The organism is Pseudochelatococcus lubricantis (assembly GCF_011762225.1).
Classification (GTDB): Bacteria; Pseudomonadota; Alphaproteobacteria; order Rhizobiales; family Beijerinckiaceae; genus Pseudochelatococcus; species Pseudochelatococcus lubricantis.
Window position 1 is genome coordinate 40,616 of record NZ_JAASQI010000008.1, and the last position, 17,027, is coordinate 57,642.

Below are 17,027 nucleotides of genomic sequence, written 5' to 3' on the forward strand. Positions count from 1 at the left end.
AATGATGACGTTGGCTCCACGAATAGGCTTTGATCGGTTCATCGCTCTCGAATGGGCAACGACCGCGCTGAAAGTTCGCGCTGGTATAGCGAAGCTCGAAGATTTGGAGTCATTGCTGGATGCCGCCGGTTTGGGGGCCGCCGCGCAAACGAAGACACGCACGGTGTTGAAACGCCTGTGGCTGGACCCGCGCGTTGAGTTGGTGGACTTTGCAGATCGTGGTGCGGCGATCTTCAAGGCGCACCCAGGTGTTCCCGTCACAGCAATGCATTGGGGCATGGCCGTTGCCGCCTATCCCTTCTTCGGCAAGGTTGCCGAATTGATCGGGCGCTTGTCCGCCCTTCAAGGCGATTGCGCGTCAGCCGAAATCCATCGGCGCATGAGCGAGACCTACGGCGAGCGCGAAGGCACCTACCGAATGACCAATATGGTCATCCAGAGTCAGGCCGGCTGGGGTGCCGTGGAGCGGGTTGAGAAGGGCAAACGTGTCCTCCGTCTGTCCCCAGCCGTTGTGGAGAACGACGAACTTACGGTGTGGTTGATCGAGGCGGCCGTGCGGAACGCGGGCAGGCCGTTGGCAATTCCAAGTTTGCAATCGCTTCCCGTGCTTTTCCCATTCAACCTGACACGCCCGTTGGCCTACCTTGTGTCGAACAACGACTATTTGGCCGTGAGAAGCGAGGGACCGAACAACCAGTTCGTGGCCCTGCGTAAAGGGATTTGAAGGCAGGCAGACGGGAAGCCACGTCTTCCGCGCATTGTCCTATATGCACGCCAGAGTGCGCCACGCTTCTACGCCCGGCAATTCGAGCTTCCATTCGGCGGTGTCTATCGCCTTCTATCCGTCCAAACAGATGGAAGAAGGATCTTCAGATGAAGTCACAAACACATACCGCCGTGTCGCGGACCATCCGGCGGCACGAACTCCGGGAAATCGTGCCTCTCGCCGATACTACCATCTACGACATGGAGCAGCGCGGTGAATTTCCCCAGCGCTTTTATCTCACGTCCCGCTGCGTGGTCTGGGATCTGTCCGAGGTCGAAGCCTGGTTGGAAGAACGGCGCCGAGCTTCACGCGCCAAGGCGGTGAAGCGCGCGCCCATTCCGGACGTCCAGCTCCGCAAGACCCGCCCCATCAAACATCCGGCTCGGGCGTAAGCAGGTCCATCGTCGGCGGATAGAGGGTCGGCGTGTATTTCTGGCCGGCGACCCAGGCGTCCACCAGGTTGGACCATTCCTGCATCATATGCCGGCGCTGATGCTCGTATTCCGCCTTGTTGTAGATGCCCCGTGAGGACCGCCCGTCCTCATGCGCCAGACACTTCTCGATCCAGTCGCTGTTGAAGCCCAACTCGTTCAGAAGGGTCGAGCCGGTGCGCCGGAGATCGTGAACCGTAAAGGACTCCAGCGGCAGCCCTTCCTTCTTGGCCCGCTCCACCACCGCCGTCGTGATCCGATTGAATGTCGCTCGCGACATCGGAGCGTCAGCGTCGTAGCGCGACGGCAGGACGTATTTCGAGTTACCCGCGCAGGTCTTGAGGGCGATGAAAATATCGAGCATCTGCTGGGACAGATAGACGTTATGCGCCTTCGAGCGCTTCATCCGCTCCTTCGGGATCGACCAGACGGCGTTCTCGAAATCAACCTCATCCCAAACCGCGTCCTGCAATTCGCTCTTTCGTACCATCGACAGCAGGATCAGCTTTATCCCGAGCCGAATCGTCGGCAGCGTCGCCACATGCTCAATCTGGCCGAGCATGATGCGGATCTCCGCCGGAGACAGGGATCGGTCCTTCGGCACGAAGGTCGCGATCGACGCCGGGCCAACTTCGTCAGCCGGATTGGCGACCTTCTCGCCGTGCAGGATGGCGAAGGCGAACACGAGCTTCACGATGTCCCTGACGTGGACCGCCGTTGCCGGAGCTCCACGCTCCTTCACCTTCGCGCACAGCCCGCGCAAATCCTCCGGCAGGATCTCCGGCAGCAGCCGGTTGCGAAACGCTGGAAGAATGTCGCGCTCGAAGATTGATCGACGCATGGCGCGCGTGCTGTCCGCCATTCGCGCTTCCTGAAGCCAGCGCTCACCGAACTGGCCGAAGCTCTTGGCCTCCTGGAGGCGGCGCTTCTCGCGCTGCTTCTCCTGCGCCGGCGAGCGGCCTTCCGAAATGGCCCGGCGGGCATCGACCACCTTCTCACGCGCCCGAGCCAGGGAAAGCCCAGCGGGACCGTAGCGCCCCAGCGTCAACGTCTCCCGGCGGCCGTTCAGCCGGTAGTCCAAGCGGAACACGATCGCGCCCGAGGGTTGGACCACGACGTACATACCGTCACGGTCCACGATCTTGTATAATTTCTCTTTCGGTTTCAGAGCCTTAATTGCGGCGTCGGTCAACATCCACACCCTCCAGATTGGTCAAAACATGCCGGAGAGCGCCCAATTATACCGTCAGGCCATAAGTGGCCCTTCTGATCGGATATTTTTCCTGTTTTTACAGCGCGTTACGCCAAAAAATATACCGTCAGAAGCTCTCTTGGCCCTGACGGTATATGCGATTTTGGACTGAGACAAGATGCACCATACCGTCAGCCATACCGTCATTCCGGAGGCTAACCCAGCGATAGACGCCGAAAGATTCTGAGATATTTATTTATATATTTCAGTCACTTATGTCGCATCATAGCGTATTTTCGGATACGCCCGGATGGGCAAAAATCATTCCCACTCGATCGTGCCCGGCGGCTTCGAGGTGACGTCGTAGGTGACGCGGTTGATGCCCTTCACCTCGTTGATGATGCGCGTCGCCACCCGTCCGAGGAAGCCCATGTCGAAGGGATAGAAATCCGCCGTCATGCCGTCCACCGACGTGACGGCGCGCAGCGCCAGCACGTAGTCGTAGGTGCGGCCGTCGCCCATCACGCCCACCGTGCGCACCGGCAGCAGCACCGCGAAGGCTTGCCAGATGTCGTCGTAGAGGCCGGCGCGGCGGATTTCCTCCAGATAGACGGCATCGGCGTGGCGCAGAATGTCGAGCTTTTCGGCCGTGATCTCGCCGGGGCAGCGGATCGCGAGTCCCGGGCCGGGGAAGGGGTGGCGGCCGACGAAAATCTCCGGCATGCCAAGTTCGCGCCCAAGCTTGCGCACCTCATCCTTGAACAGGTCGCGCAGCGGCTCCACGAGCTTCATGTTCATCCGCTCAGGCAGTCCGCCCACGTTGTGGTGGCTCTTGATGGTGACGGACGGGCCACCGGTGAGGCTTACGCTTTCGATTACGTCGGGGTAAAGCGTGCCCTGCGCCAGGAATTCGACCGGCTTGCCGTCCTGCGCGGCGAGCTTCCGCGCCTCGGCCTCGAAGACGTCGATGAACAGCCGGCCGATCGTCTTGCGCTTCGCTTCCGGATCGGTGACGCCTGACAGCTCCTTGAGGAACAGGTCCTGCGCCTCAACGTGAACGAGCGGGATATTGTAGGCATCGCGGAACAGCTGCACGACGCGCTCCGCCTCGCCGAGCCGCAGCAGGCCGTGGTCGACGAACACGCAGGTGAGCTGGTCGCCGATCGCCTCGTGGATCAGCACCGCCGCCACCGCCGAGTCGACACCGCCGGAAAGCCCGCAGAGCACCTTGCCCGTGCCCACCTGCTCCCGGATGCGGGCGATCGCCTCCTGGCGGAAGGTCGCCATCGTCCAGTCGCCCGCACAGCCGGCGATGCGGCGCACGAAATTGCGCAGCAGTCCGGCGCCGTGGGGCGTGTGCACCACTTCGGGATGGAACTGTACGCCGTAAAAACGCCGTGCCTCGTCGGCAATTGCGGCGAACGGCGCGTTCTCGGACGTCGCCACCACCTTGAACCCGTCGGGCAGGCGGGTCACCCGGTCGCCGTGACTCATCCACACCGGGTAGGATTCGTCGACGCGCCACACCTCCTCGAACAACGGGCTTTCCGCCTTGACGTCGACCTCCGCACGGCCGAACTCGCGATGGTGGCCGCTCTCGACCTCGCCACCGAGCTGCGCGACCATCGTCTGCTCGCCGTAGCAGATGCCGAGCACGGGCACCTCGGCCTCGAAAATCTCCTCCGGCGCGCGCGGACTGAAATCCTCCGTCACGGAAGCCGGGCCGCCGGACAGGATCACGCCCTTCGGCTTCAGCGTGCGGAAGGCCTCCGCCGCGCGGGTGTAGGGCACCACTTCCGAATACACCCGCTCCTCACGCACGCGCCGGGCGATCAACTGGGTGACCTGGCTGCCGAAATCGACGATGAGGATCTTGTCGTGCGTTGCGTCGGTCATGGTCTCAATCTTGTCGGTCAGGGATCAGGAAGCGCTTGCGGCCGGACGGGGCGCTGGCGGCTGTGGCCACAATACCTTGTCCTGCGGAAAATCATAGATGATGCCGGTCTGCGTCCACGCTGGCGACAGCAGGCGCACGAGGTGGGGCGCGAGTTCCTCCGGCGTGCGCAATGTCTGCGGATCCTCCCCCGGCATGGCGGTGGCGCGCATGCGCGTGCGCAGCGGGCCGGGGTTGACGAGCGACACACGCACCGGCGTCGTCTGCGTTTCCGAGGCGTAGGTCAGTGCCAGCGCCTCAAGCGCCGCCTTCGAGATCGCGTAGGCACCCCAGAAGGCGCGGAACCGGTGTGCGGCGCCCGACGTCACGAACACCGCCCGGCCTGCGTCGGAAGCCCGCAGCAGCGGATCGAGGGAGCGGACCAGCCGCCAGTTGGCGGTGACGTTGACGGCGATCACGTCGTCCCAGCGCTTCTGATCAAGATGGGCGAGCGGCGTCATGGTGCCGAGCACGCCCGCGTTCGCCAGCAGCGCATCGAGCCTGCCCCAGCGCTGGAAGATGCTGAGGCCGAGCCTGTCGAGCGCGTCGAAATCCTTCACATCGACCGGCACGAGCGTCGCGGTGCCACCCAGAGACTGGATGCTGTCGTCGAGTTCCTCCAGTGCGCCGACGGTGCGCGCCAGCGCGATGATATGGGCCCCCGCCCGTGCCAGCTCCAGCGCCGCCGCGCGCCCTATGCCGCGCGAAGCGCCCGTGACGAGAGCCACGCGGCCGGCGAGGGGTTTTTCCGCGGCAGAGCTGCCGGATGTCGCTGCCGTCATGACACTCAGCCCGCTTCGGCGAGCAGCGCCGCCTGGCGCGGGGCCTCGCCGTCGACATCGGTGAGCGGCGTGGGATAATCGCCGGTGAAGCAGTGGTCGGCGAACTGCGGCCGCCGGGGGTCGCGCCCCTGATAGCCGCAGGCGCGGTAGATGCCGTCCACCGACAGGAAGGCCAGAGAATCGGCGCCAATGAGCGCCCGCATCTCCTCCACCGAGTGCGTGGCGGCGAGCAGCTTCTCCCGCTCGGGCGTATCGATGCCATAGTAGTCGGGATGCGTGATCGGCGGGCTCGCGATGCGGAAATGCACCTCGCGCGCGCCGGCGTCGCGCATCATTTGCACGATCTTCATCGAGGTGGTGCCGCGCACGATGGAATCGTCTACGAGCACGATGCGCTTGCCCTCCACCGCGCCCCGGTTGGCGGAGTGCTTCATGCGCACGCCAAGCTCGCGCACCGACTGCGTGGGCTGAATGAAGGTGCGCCCGATATAATGGTTGCGGATGATGCCGAGTTCGTAGGGAATGTCGCAGGCGCGCGCGTAGCCTATGGCGGCCGGCACGCCGGAGTCCGGCACCGGCACCACGACATCGGCCGCCGCCGGCGCCTCAAGGGCGAGCTGCGCGCCCATCTTCTTGCGTACGTCATAGACGCTGCGCCCGTGGACGATGGAATCGGGACGGGCGAAATAGATGTATTCGAAGATGCAGGGGCGCATCGGCTGTGCCACGAAGGGCTTGATGGACTCGATGCCGTCATCGTCGATGACGATGATCTCGCCGTTCTCCACGTCGCGGATGAACTGCGCGCCGATGATGTCGAGCGCGCACGTCTCGGAAGCCAGGATGTAATGGCCGTCGAGCTGGCCGAGCACCAGCGGGCGGATGCCGAGCGGATCGCGCGCGCCGACGAGCTTCTTGTTGGTGAGGCCGACGAAGGAATAGGCGCCTTCGAGCTGCACCAGCGCGTCGATGAAGCGATCGACGAAGCGGCTGTGGCGGCTTCTGGCGACGAGGTGCAGGATCACTTCCGTATCGCTCGTCGACTGGCAGATGGCGCCCTCTCGCACCAGCCTGCTGCGCAGCGTCAGCCCGTTGGTGAGGTTGCCGTTGTGCGCCACGGCGAAGCCGCCGCCCGCGAGTTCCGCGAACAGCGGCTGAACGTTGCGCAGCATCGTCTCGCCCGTCGTGGCGTAGCGCACGTGGCCGATGGCGGAATTGCCGGCGAGCTGTCGGATGACATCGTGGTCCGAGAAGGCGTCGCCGACGAGGCCGAGACGCCGCTCGGAATGGAAGCGCGCGCCATCGAAGGAGACGATGCCCGTGGCCTCCTGTCCACGGTGCTGCAGGGCGTGCAGCCCCAGCGCCGTGATGGTGGCGGCCTCCGGATGTCCGTATATGCCGAATACGCCGCATTCCTCGCGCAGCGTATCATCGTCGGGATCGAAGTCCCAAGCGGAAAGCAGGTCTGTGGACCGACCGTTATCCATCGAACATCCTCCGATAGCCTTGCGCCGCAACACGCTTCCTGACGACATCCCCTGCCGGAAGGCCGGGAACGGGCCGGAAATGGGGCGACAGGCCTTCGCTCCTTGCCGGCAACGATCATGTGCGCGATGAGCGCCGGGAATACCACCCTTGCGGGTGCACGACAGCCCTGCTTCACAGGACTGTCATACAGCATCCGTGCCGGGAATCGCGAAGCAAATTTTCGCGATTCCCGGCACGATACACGCTATTCCGTGGCGCCTGCCGCAGACCGCGTCACTGCGTCCGCGTCGGGCCGCCGAGCAACTGCTGGATCTGGTCGCCGGAGCCCTGTCCGGGATCGGCGTCGGCGGGCGAGGCGTCGTCGCCCGCCTGCTGCGGCTTGACCTTCTGCAGGATGGCGTTGCCGAAATCGGCGGGCAGCAGCGCCAGCAGGCCGTCGCCGGTGCTTTGCAGCAGTGGGCGCGACTTGGCGTCGCGCGCCCATTCGGGCTGCGCCTCGGGCTTCACGAGCCAGTTGAAGAACAGGAAGGCGATGGCGCAGATCAGGATGCCGCGCGCTGCTCCGAACACGAAGCCGAGCGAGCGGTCGACGGCGCCGATGCGCGAATCGAGGATGAGGTCCGAAATCTGCACCGTCACGAAGGAGACCAGCACCAGCGTGACGATGAACACTGCGGCGATCGCTGCCACCTGCGCCACTGTCGGATTGGAGATGTAGGGCTCCAGATGCGGCAGCACGAAGGGGTGCAGATAGAGCGCCGCGATGGCGGCCGCTATCCACGAGACGATCGCCAGCACCTCCCGCGTGAAACCGCGTACGGAGGCGAGCAGCGACGAGATCAGCACGACGCCGATAACGATCAGATCAAGCAGGGCGATAGGCATGGACCGGCACCTTGGTGGCAAGCGGGACGGGTGGAAGGACGCGCACGGCGGAACACATTCGGGAAGATGTGGTGCACATACGGGTCATGGCTGCGAATGTTGTCCGTGTGTATAGCGGCAGAATTGCGCCGCGTCACCTGTCCGCGCTCAGGCTGCGCCGCTCGCGCGGGGTCTGTGGCCGCCGTGCCGCGATGGCGGCGACGAGATCGGCGATATGGCCGAGGCTCTGCAGCGCCAGCGGCGAGGCGTCCGGCGCGTCCTTCAGGGCCGCGGGCACCACGGCGCGGCTGAAGCCGAGCTTGCCGGCCTCCTTCAGTCGCGCGGGCGCCTGGGCCACGGGCCGGATCGCGCCCGACAGGCCGATTTCGCCGAAATAGACGGTCTCCGGCGACAGCGGCGCGCCGGCGAGCGAGGAGATGAGGGCTGCGGCGGCGGCGAGGTCGGCCGCCGGCTCGTTGATGCGCAGGCCGCCGGCCACGTTGAGGTAGACGTCATGCTGGCCAAGCTTCAGCCCGCCGCGGGCCTCCAGCACCGCCAGCACCATGGACAGGCGGCTCGGGTCCCAGCCGACCACGGCCCGGCGCGGCGTGCCCAGCGACGAGGGGGCGACGAGTGCCTGTATTTCCACCAGCAGCGGGCGCGTGCCCTCCATGCCGGCGAACACGGCGGTGCCCGGCGCGGAAAGGTCGCGCCCGGCCAGAAACAACGCTGACGGGTTCGCCACTTCGGACAGGCCATGCCCGGTCATCTCGAACACGCCGATTTCGTCGGTCGGGCCGAAGCGATTCTTCACCGCGCGCAGGATGCGGAAATGATGGCCGCTGTCGCCCTCGAACGACACCACCGCATCCACCATGTGCTCGACGACGCGCGGCCCCGCGATCTGCCCATCCTTGGTGACGTGGCCGACGAGGATGACGGTGGTACCCGTGGTCTTCGCGAAGCGGATCAACGCCTGCGCGCTGCCGCGCACCTGCGTCACCGTGCCGGGCGCCGCCTCGACGGCGCTGCTCCACATGGTCTGAATGGAGTCGATCACCGCGAGCTGCGGAGGTGCGCCCGCGCCGAGCGTCGCGACGATGTCCTCGACGTTGGTTTCGGCCGCGAGTTCCACCGGCGCGTCGGTGAGGCCCAGCCGTTCGGCGCGCAGGCGCACCTGTGCCACCGCTTCCTCGCCCGAGATATAGGCAACCCGCCGGCCCCGGCGTGCCAGCGCCGCGCAGGCCTGCGTGAGCAGGGTCGACTTGCCGATGCCCGGGTCGCCGCCGATCAGGATCACCGATCCCGGTACGAAGCCGCCACCCGTCACCCGGTCGAGTTCCGCGATGCCGGAGGCGACGCGCGGCGCCTCGCGGCTGTCGCCCTTCAGGCCCTCCAGCGCGAACACTCGGCCCTTGCCGCGCGCACCGCCGCGCACCGCCCCCGCGACGGGCGCGGCCACGGCTTCCTGCGCCAGCGTGTTCCAGCCGCCGCAGGCGTCGCATTTGCCCTGCCAGCGCGAATAGACCGCGCCGCAGCTCTGGCAGATGTAGGAGGGGGAGCGCGCCAAATGTCAGGCCTTGTCTTGTGTTTCAGAAGCGCCTGCGTGTCAGAACTGATCCGGCATATGGTCGTCGCTCGCCAGATTGCCGAAGCGTGTGACGTCGGCCTGGAACGAGAGGCGCACCGTGCCGGTGGGGCCGTGGCGCTGCTTGCCGATGATGAGTTCGGCCGTGCCGTGTGCCTGATCCATCTCCGCCTGCCACTTGAAATATTCCTCGCTGCCCATCTTGGGCTCCTTGTTCTTGAGGTAATACTCCTCGCGGAACACGAACAGCACCACGTCGGCGTCCTGTTCGATGGAGCCCGATTCGCGCAGGTCCGACAGCTGCGGGCGCTTGTCGTCGCGCTGCTCGACCTGGCGCGAGAGCTGCGACAGCGCCATGATCGGCACGGCCAGCTCCTTGGCGAGCGCCTTGAGCCCGGTGGTGATCTCGGTCAGTTCCTGCACGCGGTTGTCGCCGCGCTTCGTTGAGCCGGAGAGCAATTGCAGGTAGTCGACCACCAGAAAATCAAGCCCGCGCTGGCGCTTCAGTCGCCGCGCGCGCGCCGCGAGCTGGGCGATGGAGATGCCGCCCGTCTGGTCGATATAGAAGGGCAGCATCTGCATTTCGCGCGCCACGTCCGACACCCTGTAGAATTCCTCCTCGGCGATGTCGCCGCGGCGGATCTTGTAGGAGGGCACGCCGGACTGCTCGGCGATGATACGGGTGGCGAGCTGTTCGGCCGACATTTCGAGTGAGAAGAAGCCGACGATGCCGCCATTGGCCGTCTTCACCGCGCCGTCGGGCTGCTTCTCGCCCCGCCAGGCGCGGGCGACGTTGAAGGCGATGTTCGTGGCGAGCGCCGTCTTGCCCATGCCGGGACGCCCGGCGAGGATGATCAGGTCCGAGGACTGCAGGCCGCCCATGGTGCGGTCGACATCGGTAAGCCCGGTAGCGATGCCCGAAAGGTTGCCGTCGCGCTTGTAGGCGGCGGCGGCGACGCTGATGGCGGTGGTCAGCGCATCCGAAAAGCGCATGAAGCCGCCTTCGTAGCGGCCGGTTTCGGCAAGCTTGTAAAGGCGCTGCTCGGCGGTCTCGATCTGCTCGCGGGGGCTCGAATCGACCGGGGCGTCATAGGCGGTGTTGACGATGTCCTCGCCGATGGCGATCAGCTCACGCCGCACCGCGAGGTCGTGAATCGCGCGGCCGTAGTCCTCGGCGTTGATGACGGTGGTCGCCTCCGCCGCCAGCCGCGCCAGATATTGCGGGATGGTGATGCCGCCGAGATCGTGGTCGCCGAGGAAGGTCTTCAGCGTGATCGGCGTCGCGACCTTGCCCGCCTTGATCAGGGAGGACGCGACCTCGAAGATGCGCCGGTGGATATCCTCCTGAAAATGCCCCGGCTCCAGAAAATCCGAGACGCGGAAATAGGCGTCGTTGTTGACGAGAACGGCCCCGAGCAACGCCTGTTCGGCGTCGATGTTGTGCGGCACCTGCCGGTACTGCGGCTCCTGTCCGGTATCCAGCCTTGCCACGAGCGAATTGACGATGCTCATTCCCACCCCACCGGCGCGCGGATTTCCCACGATTGCGACTCACCCGTCATCGTAGAGAGATTCCCGGCGGCGGGGTACTCCCGAACCGCCGGGAAGGGACGTTTCCCCGCAATGCACCTGCGGGTCACTCGCCCGCCTGCCGCAGGCCGCCGTCGTTGTCCTGCGCCAGAAGCTCCGCCTCGCGCCGGCGCAGCATCGCCTCCTGCCGGGCGATATAGTCGCGGGTGAGGGGCACTGCGTCCTGCCGCCGCGCGAGCTGTATCTGAAACACCATCATGCCGTCGTGCCGGAAGGCCATCTCGGAGCCCGCCAGGTAGAAGTCGAACATGCGGAAGAAGCGCTCGTCGAACAACGCCAGCACCTCGTCGCGCCGGGCGTGGAACCGCCGCCGCCATGCCTTGAGGGTTTCGGCGTAATGCAGGCGCAGGATTTCGATGTCCGTGACGACGAGCCCCGCACGCTCGATGGCCGGAAGCACTTCGGAGAGCGCCGGGATGTAGCCGCCGGGGAAAATGTAACGGGCGATCCACGGGTTGGTGCTGCCCGCCCCGTCCATCCGCCCGATGGCGTGCAGCAGCATCACGCCGTTATCCGCGAGCAGCTTCGCCGCCTTGTCGAAAAACACCTGATACCACGGCACGCCGACATGCTCGAACATGCCGACCGAGACGATGCGATCGTAGGTGGCGTTCAGCGTGCGGTAGTCCGCCAGCGCGAACTGCGCCCGATCCGCGACGCCGAGTTCCTGCGCCCGGGCCTGCGAGACGCCGAGCTGCTCCCGGGACAGGGTGACACCGGTGACGGAAGCGCCGCAAAGCCGCGCCAGATAAAGCGCCATGCCGCCCCAGCCGCTGCCGATGTCGAGCACCTTGTATCCCGGCTTCATCACCAGCTTGGCGGCGATGTGGCGTTTCTTGGCGAGTTGCGCCGCTTCAAGGCCATCCGGGTCCGGCACACCGCCGGCCGGCGTTTCGGCGACGTTGCGGCCGTTCTCGCTCGCCAGCGTGCATGGCGCGCCGAGGTTCTCGAAGTAGGCGCAGGAGTACTGAAGGTCGCGGTCGAGGAACAGTTTGTAGAGGCGGCCGTCGAGATCGTAGTGATGCGCCACGTTACGGCGGGAGCGCCCGATGAAGTTGAGCTGCGCGAACGTCCGGAATATCCGGCGCCACCAGCGCGTCAGCCGCACGGGCAGGATGGTGTCGGCGGCGTTGTAGTTGCGCATCGCGAGTGCCAGAAACTCGCCGATATCGCCCTGCCGGATTTCCAGTTCGCCGTCCATGTAAAGCTCGCCGATCCGCAGGTCCGGGTTGCGCAGCAGGCGGCGGACGGCGCGGTCTGTCTTCAGATGCATGGCAAGCGGGGGACCAGACCCGTCGCCGACGGTAAATGGCGGATGCGCGGCCACCGACACAGTCAGCGACCCCGATCGGATCAGGTGAGTGAGAACGAACCGCAGCAATTTTTCCATGCCCGACTCCGTATGCTTATGTTCACTCCATTCGTTCATTCCCGCATGAATTCGGGATCGCCGCCCTCCAGTTCGCAAGGTAATCCCATTCGGACAAAAAACAACGGGGAGCGTCGTCGCGCCCCCCGCCAACATGATCAGCAGTCCGTTTCCGGACGATTGCCGGCGACAATTTTGTCGCCGCCCCGCAATTGCGGATGTTATGCTTCGTCGTCTTCGCCGGCGGCATCGGCGAGCGCCGCGCCGACTTCGAGGCCGAGTTCGTCGAGGTCGATCTCCTCACGGGCGATGACTTCCTCGCCACGGCCCTGACGTTCGGCCTCCTCGGGGCTGCGGGCGACGTTCAGCGTCACCGTCACCTCGACTTCCGGATGCAGCGCCACCGGCACCGCGTGCAGGCCGAGCGTCTTGATCGGCGTGTGCAGGACGATCTGCTGGCGGTTGACGGTGAAGCCGCCCTGCGTCAGCACTTCGGCGACGTCGCGGGTCGCGACCGAACCGTACAGCACGCCCGACTCGCCGGCCTGACGGATGAGCACGAAAGTCTGCCCGCCGAGCTTCTCGCCGACGGCTGCGGCTTCCGTGCGCAGTTCGAGGTTACGGGCTTCAAGCTGGGCGCGCTGGTTCTCGAAGCGCTTCTTGTTGGTGTCCGTCGCGCGCAGCGCCTTGCCGCGCGGCAGCAGGAAATTGCGGGCATAACCGTCCTTCACGCGCACCGTGTCGCCGATCTGGCCGAGGTGGGAAACGCGCTCAAGCAGGATGACTTCCATTGTTATTTCTCCTTTTAGAGTGTCTTTTCGTTCAGTTTCAGATTCAATTCGGGTTGCCGGGCGGTTGGGGCGCACGGCCGGGCCGGGCCTTCAATGCGACGGCGGCCGCGCCCGCGCCTGCCAGAATGACGATGATCCAGACCGACAACAGCAGCAGCGACAGATAGAGGAGCGCCAGCAGCGCCGGCCGCGCCCGGTTGCCCCGGGTCGCCGCATGGATCGCCGCGAGCCCCTGCAGCGCGAAGGCCGCCGCGAAGCCGCCCAGAACCGCTATCGCCGTCAAACCCGCATAGCCGGGCAGAACGGCCGCCGCTGCAACCGCGCCGCCCGCGATCGCGAGCGAGGTGCGCGGCATGAGGGTATCGGGCAGGGAAGGCCATGGCCGCGGCAGCCGTCCCGATACCCGGACGGTGAAGGCGGCGAGCCACAGGTTGATCACCAGCATGAAGACGAAGGTCATCGCCGCGACGGCGGGCACGGCTGTGGCAACGAGGCGCACGAACTGTTCCGTATCGGCATCGTCCGGCAGGGTCGTCGACAGTTCCGCGCCGGCCAGCGCGCGAATCAGCTCTTCAAGGCTGTTCCGGTAGGTTTCATAGGAAGGGCCGAGCGCGATGGCGCCGATCAGCGTGATGAGGGCGGCTGTGGCCGCCACCCACACCAGGATGCGCCCGAGCGGATACCACTCGATCCGGCCGGCGCTGTCCGGGCGCCCGAGCAGGGCGAGATACGCCAGCCACCACGCCGGCAGGCCGACGGCAACGGCGAACACGGCCCCGGCGGCGGGCGCGAGGACGATGGCGCTCACGACCGCGCCAACAGCGGAAGCAACCAGCCCGGCACGGTGATTCCAGCCGAGAGCAGCGATCAGGACGGGGAGGGGGGCGACATAGGACAGCAGCAGGCCGAGCGGTGACAGCGTCGCCACCACGCCGAACAGAAGCGCGGAAACCAGGCCCGCGCCCGCGCCGATCAGGGAAATCCTTGTCATCGTCCAGCTGTCCCACTGCTTTTGCAGGGTTAGAAGCGTCTGCCGCCCCAACAAACCTTCCGGCGCTGCACGACGGAAGGCGACTTGTTCATTTCGTCTCGTGACGGGTCGCGCGGTTTCGCCCGCGCGGCCCGTGGTTCGTTCAGGTGCCGCTTACGCGATCACGTAGGGCAGCAGGCCAAGGAAGCGCGCGCGCTTGATCGCCTGTGCGAGTTCGCGCTGCTTCTTGGCCGACACGGCGGTGATGCGCGAGGGCACGATCTTGCCGCGCTCCGAGATGTAGCGCGACAACAGGCGCGTGTCCTTGTAGTCGATCTTCGGAGCGTTGGCGCCGGAGAACGGGCAGGTCTTGCGACGGCGGAAGAAGGGGCGACGGGGAGCCGCTGCGGTCGTCATGATCAGTTCTCCTCCGATTCTTCAGCTTCAAAGTCGTCACGCGGGCGCTCACGGCGGGGGCCGCGGTCACCACGATCGCTGCGGTCAAACCGGCCGCCGCCGCGCTCGAAGCCGCCGCCGTCACGCTCGCGGCGGTCGTCGCGGTCGCGCTTCTGCAGCATGACGGACGGGCCTTCCTCAAGCTCCTCGACACGGATGGTCAGCGAGCGCAGCACGTCCTCGTTGATGCGCTGCAGGCGCTCGACCTCGGCCAGCGCCGCGGACGGGGCGTCGACGTTGAGCAGCGTGAAGTGCGCCTTGCGGTTCTTGCGGATGCGGTAGGCGAGGGACTTGATGCCCCACGGCTCGATCTTGGTGACCTTGCCGCCGCTCGTCTCGATGATGCCCTTGTACTGCTCGACAAGCGCCTCGACCTGCTGCGACGTCACGTCCGGACGCGCCAGAAAGATATGCTCGTATAAAGACATAGTGGCCTTTCAATCCTGTTTTCGACCGTCGTTCCGGCGCCAAGCCCTTCGAGCCTCGTCACCAAGGCCCGAGTGGTGTTGCGTCGAAGGCGGAGACACGGGACGAAAAGGGAGCACCCTCATGCCGCAAGGCACCGTCCGTTCAGCCCCCGGCCGGAGACAACGAGAAGCAGGCCCAATACACGACAAGCGGGCGGAAAGCAAGCTGCCCCGGGCAATTTTCCGCCCCTGCCGGCGGAGCGCTCGCGCGAGGCTTCATATATAAGGAAGCAGGCGGCAGGAGAAAGGACAAGGCATGATCATCGGTATCGGCTCCGATCTGTGCGACATCGACCGCATCACCCGCACGCTGGAACGCTTCGGCGAGCGTTTCACGCATCGGGTCTTCACGGAAGGGGAACGGGCGCGTTCCGACAGGCGGGCGGCGCGGGCGCCCTCCTATGCGCGCCGCTTCGCCGCGAAGGAAGCCTGCGCCAAGGCGCTGGGCACCGGCATGGCGCGCGGGGTTTTCTGGCGGGACATGGAGGTGGTCAACCTGCCGGGCGGCAAGCCGACCATGCGGCTCACAGGCGGTGCGGCGGAGCGCCTCTCGGAACTGCTGCCCGACGGTCACCGGGCGGTCGTCCACGTTTCCCTCACCGACGATCCGCCGCTGGCGCAGGCCTTCGTCATCATAGAAGCGCTGCCGGAGTAAGCCGCCGCCGATGCCCGGCAAAGGACAGGGGGCCTGACAAGAAAAAAGGGCCACATGTAAACATGCGGCCCAAGTCTAGGGAGGAAACGCCCAAGAAGGGCAGCGGCAGGCAGAGCCATACCGCAATGCAACAATACCCGGATTGGAAAATATAGCAAGAGGTTGTCTATGCAAATTTTGCATTTCTCAATTGCACGGACAGGGAAGTCGGAGTCCGGCAGGGCATGAATTTCGCCTTCTTAATGCCTGAATCGTTGCCCTGCAGGGCGCCGGCGCTGCGTGGATGCAATTGGCAGGATTGATGCATTATGCGTCAGAGGCATGCCGCCCATTGTGCACCCCCGCATCAGAAGGGGTCTGCGGAAGCCTGCAGCGGGCAAATACTGCTTACTTTTTAGGCAATCTCCCTGATGCATCCATGGCGGATATCCGCCGTCCGGCGGGCCTCGGCGGCCGTCTCCGCCCCCGGCGCTCTATCAACGGGGCGCGGCATCGTTTATCAGGAAACAATCCGTATTTTTTTGACGCTGTGGATGAACGAACATGTCGCACAACACCTTCGGCCACCTGTTTCGGGTCACTACCTTCGGCGAGAGCCATGGGCCGCTGATCGGCGCGGTGGTCGACGGCGTGCCGCCCCGCATTCCGCTGACGGAAGCCGACATTCAGGCCGAGCTTGACCGCCGCCGTCCCGGCCAGTCGCGCTACACCACCCAGCGGCAGGAGCCGGACCAGGTGCGAATCGTTTCCGGTGTCTTCACGGATCTGCGGACCGGCGGGCAGGTAACGACGGGCACCCCCGTCGGCCTGATCATCGACAACGTCGACCAGCGCTCCAAGGATTACGGCGACATCCGCAACACCTACCGGCCCGGCCACGCGGACTATGTCTACGACGCCAAGTACGGCATCCGCGACTATCGGGGCGGCGGGCGCTCCTCGGCGCGCGAGACGGCGATGCGGGTGGCGGCGGGCGCCATCGCCCGCAAGGTCGTGCCGGGGCTCTCGGTGCGCGGCGCGCTCGTGCAGATCGGCCCCCACGTCATCGACCGCAAGCGCTGGGACTGGGACGAGGTTGCCCGCAATCCCTTCTTCACGCCGGACGCGGTGGCGGCGGAAGTGTTCGGCAATTATCTCGACGGCATCCGCAAGAGCGGCTCGTCCGTGGGCGCGGTGATCGAGATCGTGGCCGAGGGTGTGCCCGTGGGCCTCGGCGCGCCGCTCTACGGCAAGCTCGATGCCGATATCGCCGCGCTGCTGATGAGCATCAATGCGGTGAAGGGCGTCGAGATCGGCGAGGGTTTCGCCGCCGCGGCGCTGACCGGCGAGGAGAATGCCGACGAGATGCGCCCCGGCAACCAGGGCGGGCCGACCTTTCTCACCAACCACGCCGGCGGTATCCTGGGCGGCATTTCCACCGGTCAGCCGATCGTCGCCCGCTTCGCCGTCAAGCCCACGTCGTCCATTCTGACACCGCGCCGCAGCGTCGATCGCAGCGGCGCGGAGGCCGAGGTGCTGACCAAGGGCCGTCACGATCCCTGCGTCGGCATCCGCGCCGTGCCGGTGGGCGAGGCCATGGTTGCCTGCGCCATTGCCGACCATTACCTGCGCCATCGTGGACAGGTCGGGGAGTCGCCCGAGTGGCCGTTCCCCGATCATTGATCTGTGCTCAATCGCACAGGCTG

General features: G+C 65.7%; 16 protein-coding genes. 4 read left to right on the forward strand and 12 right to left on the reverse strand.

Features of this window, described 5'->3' with window-relative positions:
- Position 1: 1 nt before the first annotated feature.
- Both FHS82_RS15770 and FHS82_RS15775 read left to right on the forward strand, forming a co-directional pair.
- A complete protein-coding gene (locus FHS82_RS15770) occupies positions 2-724 on the forward strand; it encodes a hypothetical protein (protein WP_065846582.1) in 723 nt (240 codons plus the stop codon).
- Positions 725-873: 149 nt separating this feature from the next.
- Complete coding sequence (locus tag FHS82_RS15775) at positions 874-1,158, forward strand: helix-turn-helix transcriptional regulator (protein ID WP_065846583.1); 285 nt, start codon at positions 874-876, stop codon at positions 1,156-1,158.
- On the opposite strand, the gene FHS82_RS15780 is transcribed toward FHS82_RS15775, so the two are convergent.
- From FHS82_RS15780 to rpsF, 12 genes are all read right to left on the reverse strand, one after another.
- Positions 1,136-2,392, reverse strand: coding sequence for a tyrosine-type recombinase/integrase (locus tag FHS82_RS15780; RefSeq protein WP_012454983.1), 1,257 nt, complete (start codon positions 2,390-2,392; stop codon positions 1,136-1,138). The two genes, FHS82_RS15775 and FHS82_RS15780, sit on opposite strands and share 23 nt — an antisense overlap.
- A 318-nt stretch (positions 2,393-2,710) precedes the next feature.
- On the reverse strand, positions 2,711-4,285 hold the full coding sequence (gene guaA, locus FHS82_RS15785) for a glutamine-hydrolyzing GMP synthase (RefSeq protein ID WP_166954523.1): 1,575 nt from the start codon (positions 4,283-4,285) through the stop codon (positions 2,711-2,713).
- A gap of 24 nt (positions 4,286-4,309) precedes the next feature.
- On the reverse strand, positions 4,310-5,104 hold the full coding sequence (locus FHS82_RS15790; RefSeq protein WP_166954525.1) for an SDR family NAD(P)-dependent oxidoreductase: 795 nt from the start codon (positions 5,102-5,104) through the stop codon (positions 4,310-4,312).
- Positions 5,105-5,109: 5 nt separating this feature from the next.
- The gene (purF, locus tag FHS82_RS15795) at positions 5,110-6,591 is read right to left on the reverse strand and encodes an amidophosphoribosyltransferase (protein ID WP_166954527.1); all 1,482 of its coding nucleotides are present in this window, start codon (positions 6,589-6,591) and stop codon (positions 5,110-5,112) included.
- Positions 6,592-6,865: 274 nt separating this feature from the next.
- Positions 6,866-7,477: a CvpA family protein gene (locus FHS82_RS15800; protein WP_166954529.1), complete on the reverse strand. Its 612-nt coding sequence runs from the start codon at positions 7,475-7,477 to the stop codon at positions 6,866-6,868.
- Positions 7,478-7,610: 133 nt separating this feature from the next.
- Positions 7,611-9,026, reverse strand: a complete 1,416-nt coding sequence (radA, locus tag FHS82_RS15805; RefSeq protein WP_166954531.1) for a DNA repair protein RadA — start codon at positions 9,024-9,026, stop codon at positions 7,611-7,613.
- Positions 9,027-9,065: 39 nt separating this feature from the next.
- Positions 9,066-10,556 carry a replicative DNA helicase gene (locus FHS82_RS15810; protein ID WP_166954533.1) on the reverse strand — a complete coding sequence of 497 codons (1,491 nt, stop codon included), beginning with the start codon at positions 10,554-10,556 and terminating at the stop codon, positions 9,066-9,068.
- Positions 10,557-10,680: 124 nt separating this feature from the next.
- Positions 10,681-12,024: an SAM-dependent methyltransferase gene (locus tag FHS82_RS15815; RefSeq protein ID WP_166954535.1), complete on the reverse strand. Its 1,344-nt coding sequence runs from the start codon at positions 12,022-12,024 to the stop codon at positions 10,681-10,683.
- A gap of 200 nt (positions 12,025-12,224) precedes the next feature.
- Entirely contained in the window at positions 12,225-12,794 is a 570-nt protein-coding gene (gene rplI, locus FHS82_RS15820) for a 50S ribosomal protein L9 (RefSeq protein WP_166954538.1), read from the reverse strand.
- A 43-nt stretch (positions 12,795-12,837) separates the two neighbouring features.
- Positions 12,838-13,785, reverse strand: a complete 948-nt coding sequence (locus FHS82_RS15825; protein WP_166954540.1) for a DUF2232 domain-containing protein — start codon at positions 13,783-13,785, stop codon at positions 12,838-12,840.
- 153 nt (positions 13,786-13,938) lie between these two features.
- Complete coding sequence (gene rpsR, locus FHS82_RS15830; RefSeq protein ID WP_166954542.1) at positions 13,939-14,181, reverse strand: 30S ribosomal protein S18; 243 nt, start codon at positions 14,179-14,181, stop codon at positions 13,939-13,941.
- Between the two features lie 2 nt (positions 14,182-14,183).
- A complete protein-coding gene (gene rpsF, locus FHS82_RS15835; RefSeq protein WP_166954544.1) occupies positions 14,184-14,648 on the reverse strand; it encodes a 30S ribosomal protein S6 in 465 nt (154 codons plus the stop codon).
- 295 nt (positions 14,649-14,943) lie between these two features.
- On the opposite strand from rpsF, the gene acpS reads away from it, so the two are divergent.
- Both acpS and aroC read left to right on the forward strand, forming a co-directional pair.
- The gene (gene acpS / locus FHS82_RS15840; protein WP_166954546.1) at positions 14,944-15,342 is read left to right on the forward strand and encodes a holo-ACP synthase; all 399 of its coding nucleotides are present in this window, start codon (positions 14,944-14,946) and stop codon (positions 15,340-15,342) included.
- Positions 15,343-15,885: 543 nt separating this feature from the next.
- Complete coding sequence (aroC, locus tag FHS82_RS15845) at positions 15,886-17,004, forward strand: chorismate synthase (RefSeq protein WP_166954548.1); 1,119 nt, start codon at positions 15,886-15,888, stop codon at positions 17,002-17,004.
- Positions 17,005-17,027 lie beyond the last annotated feature (23 nt).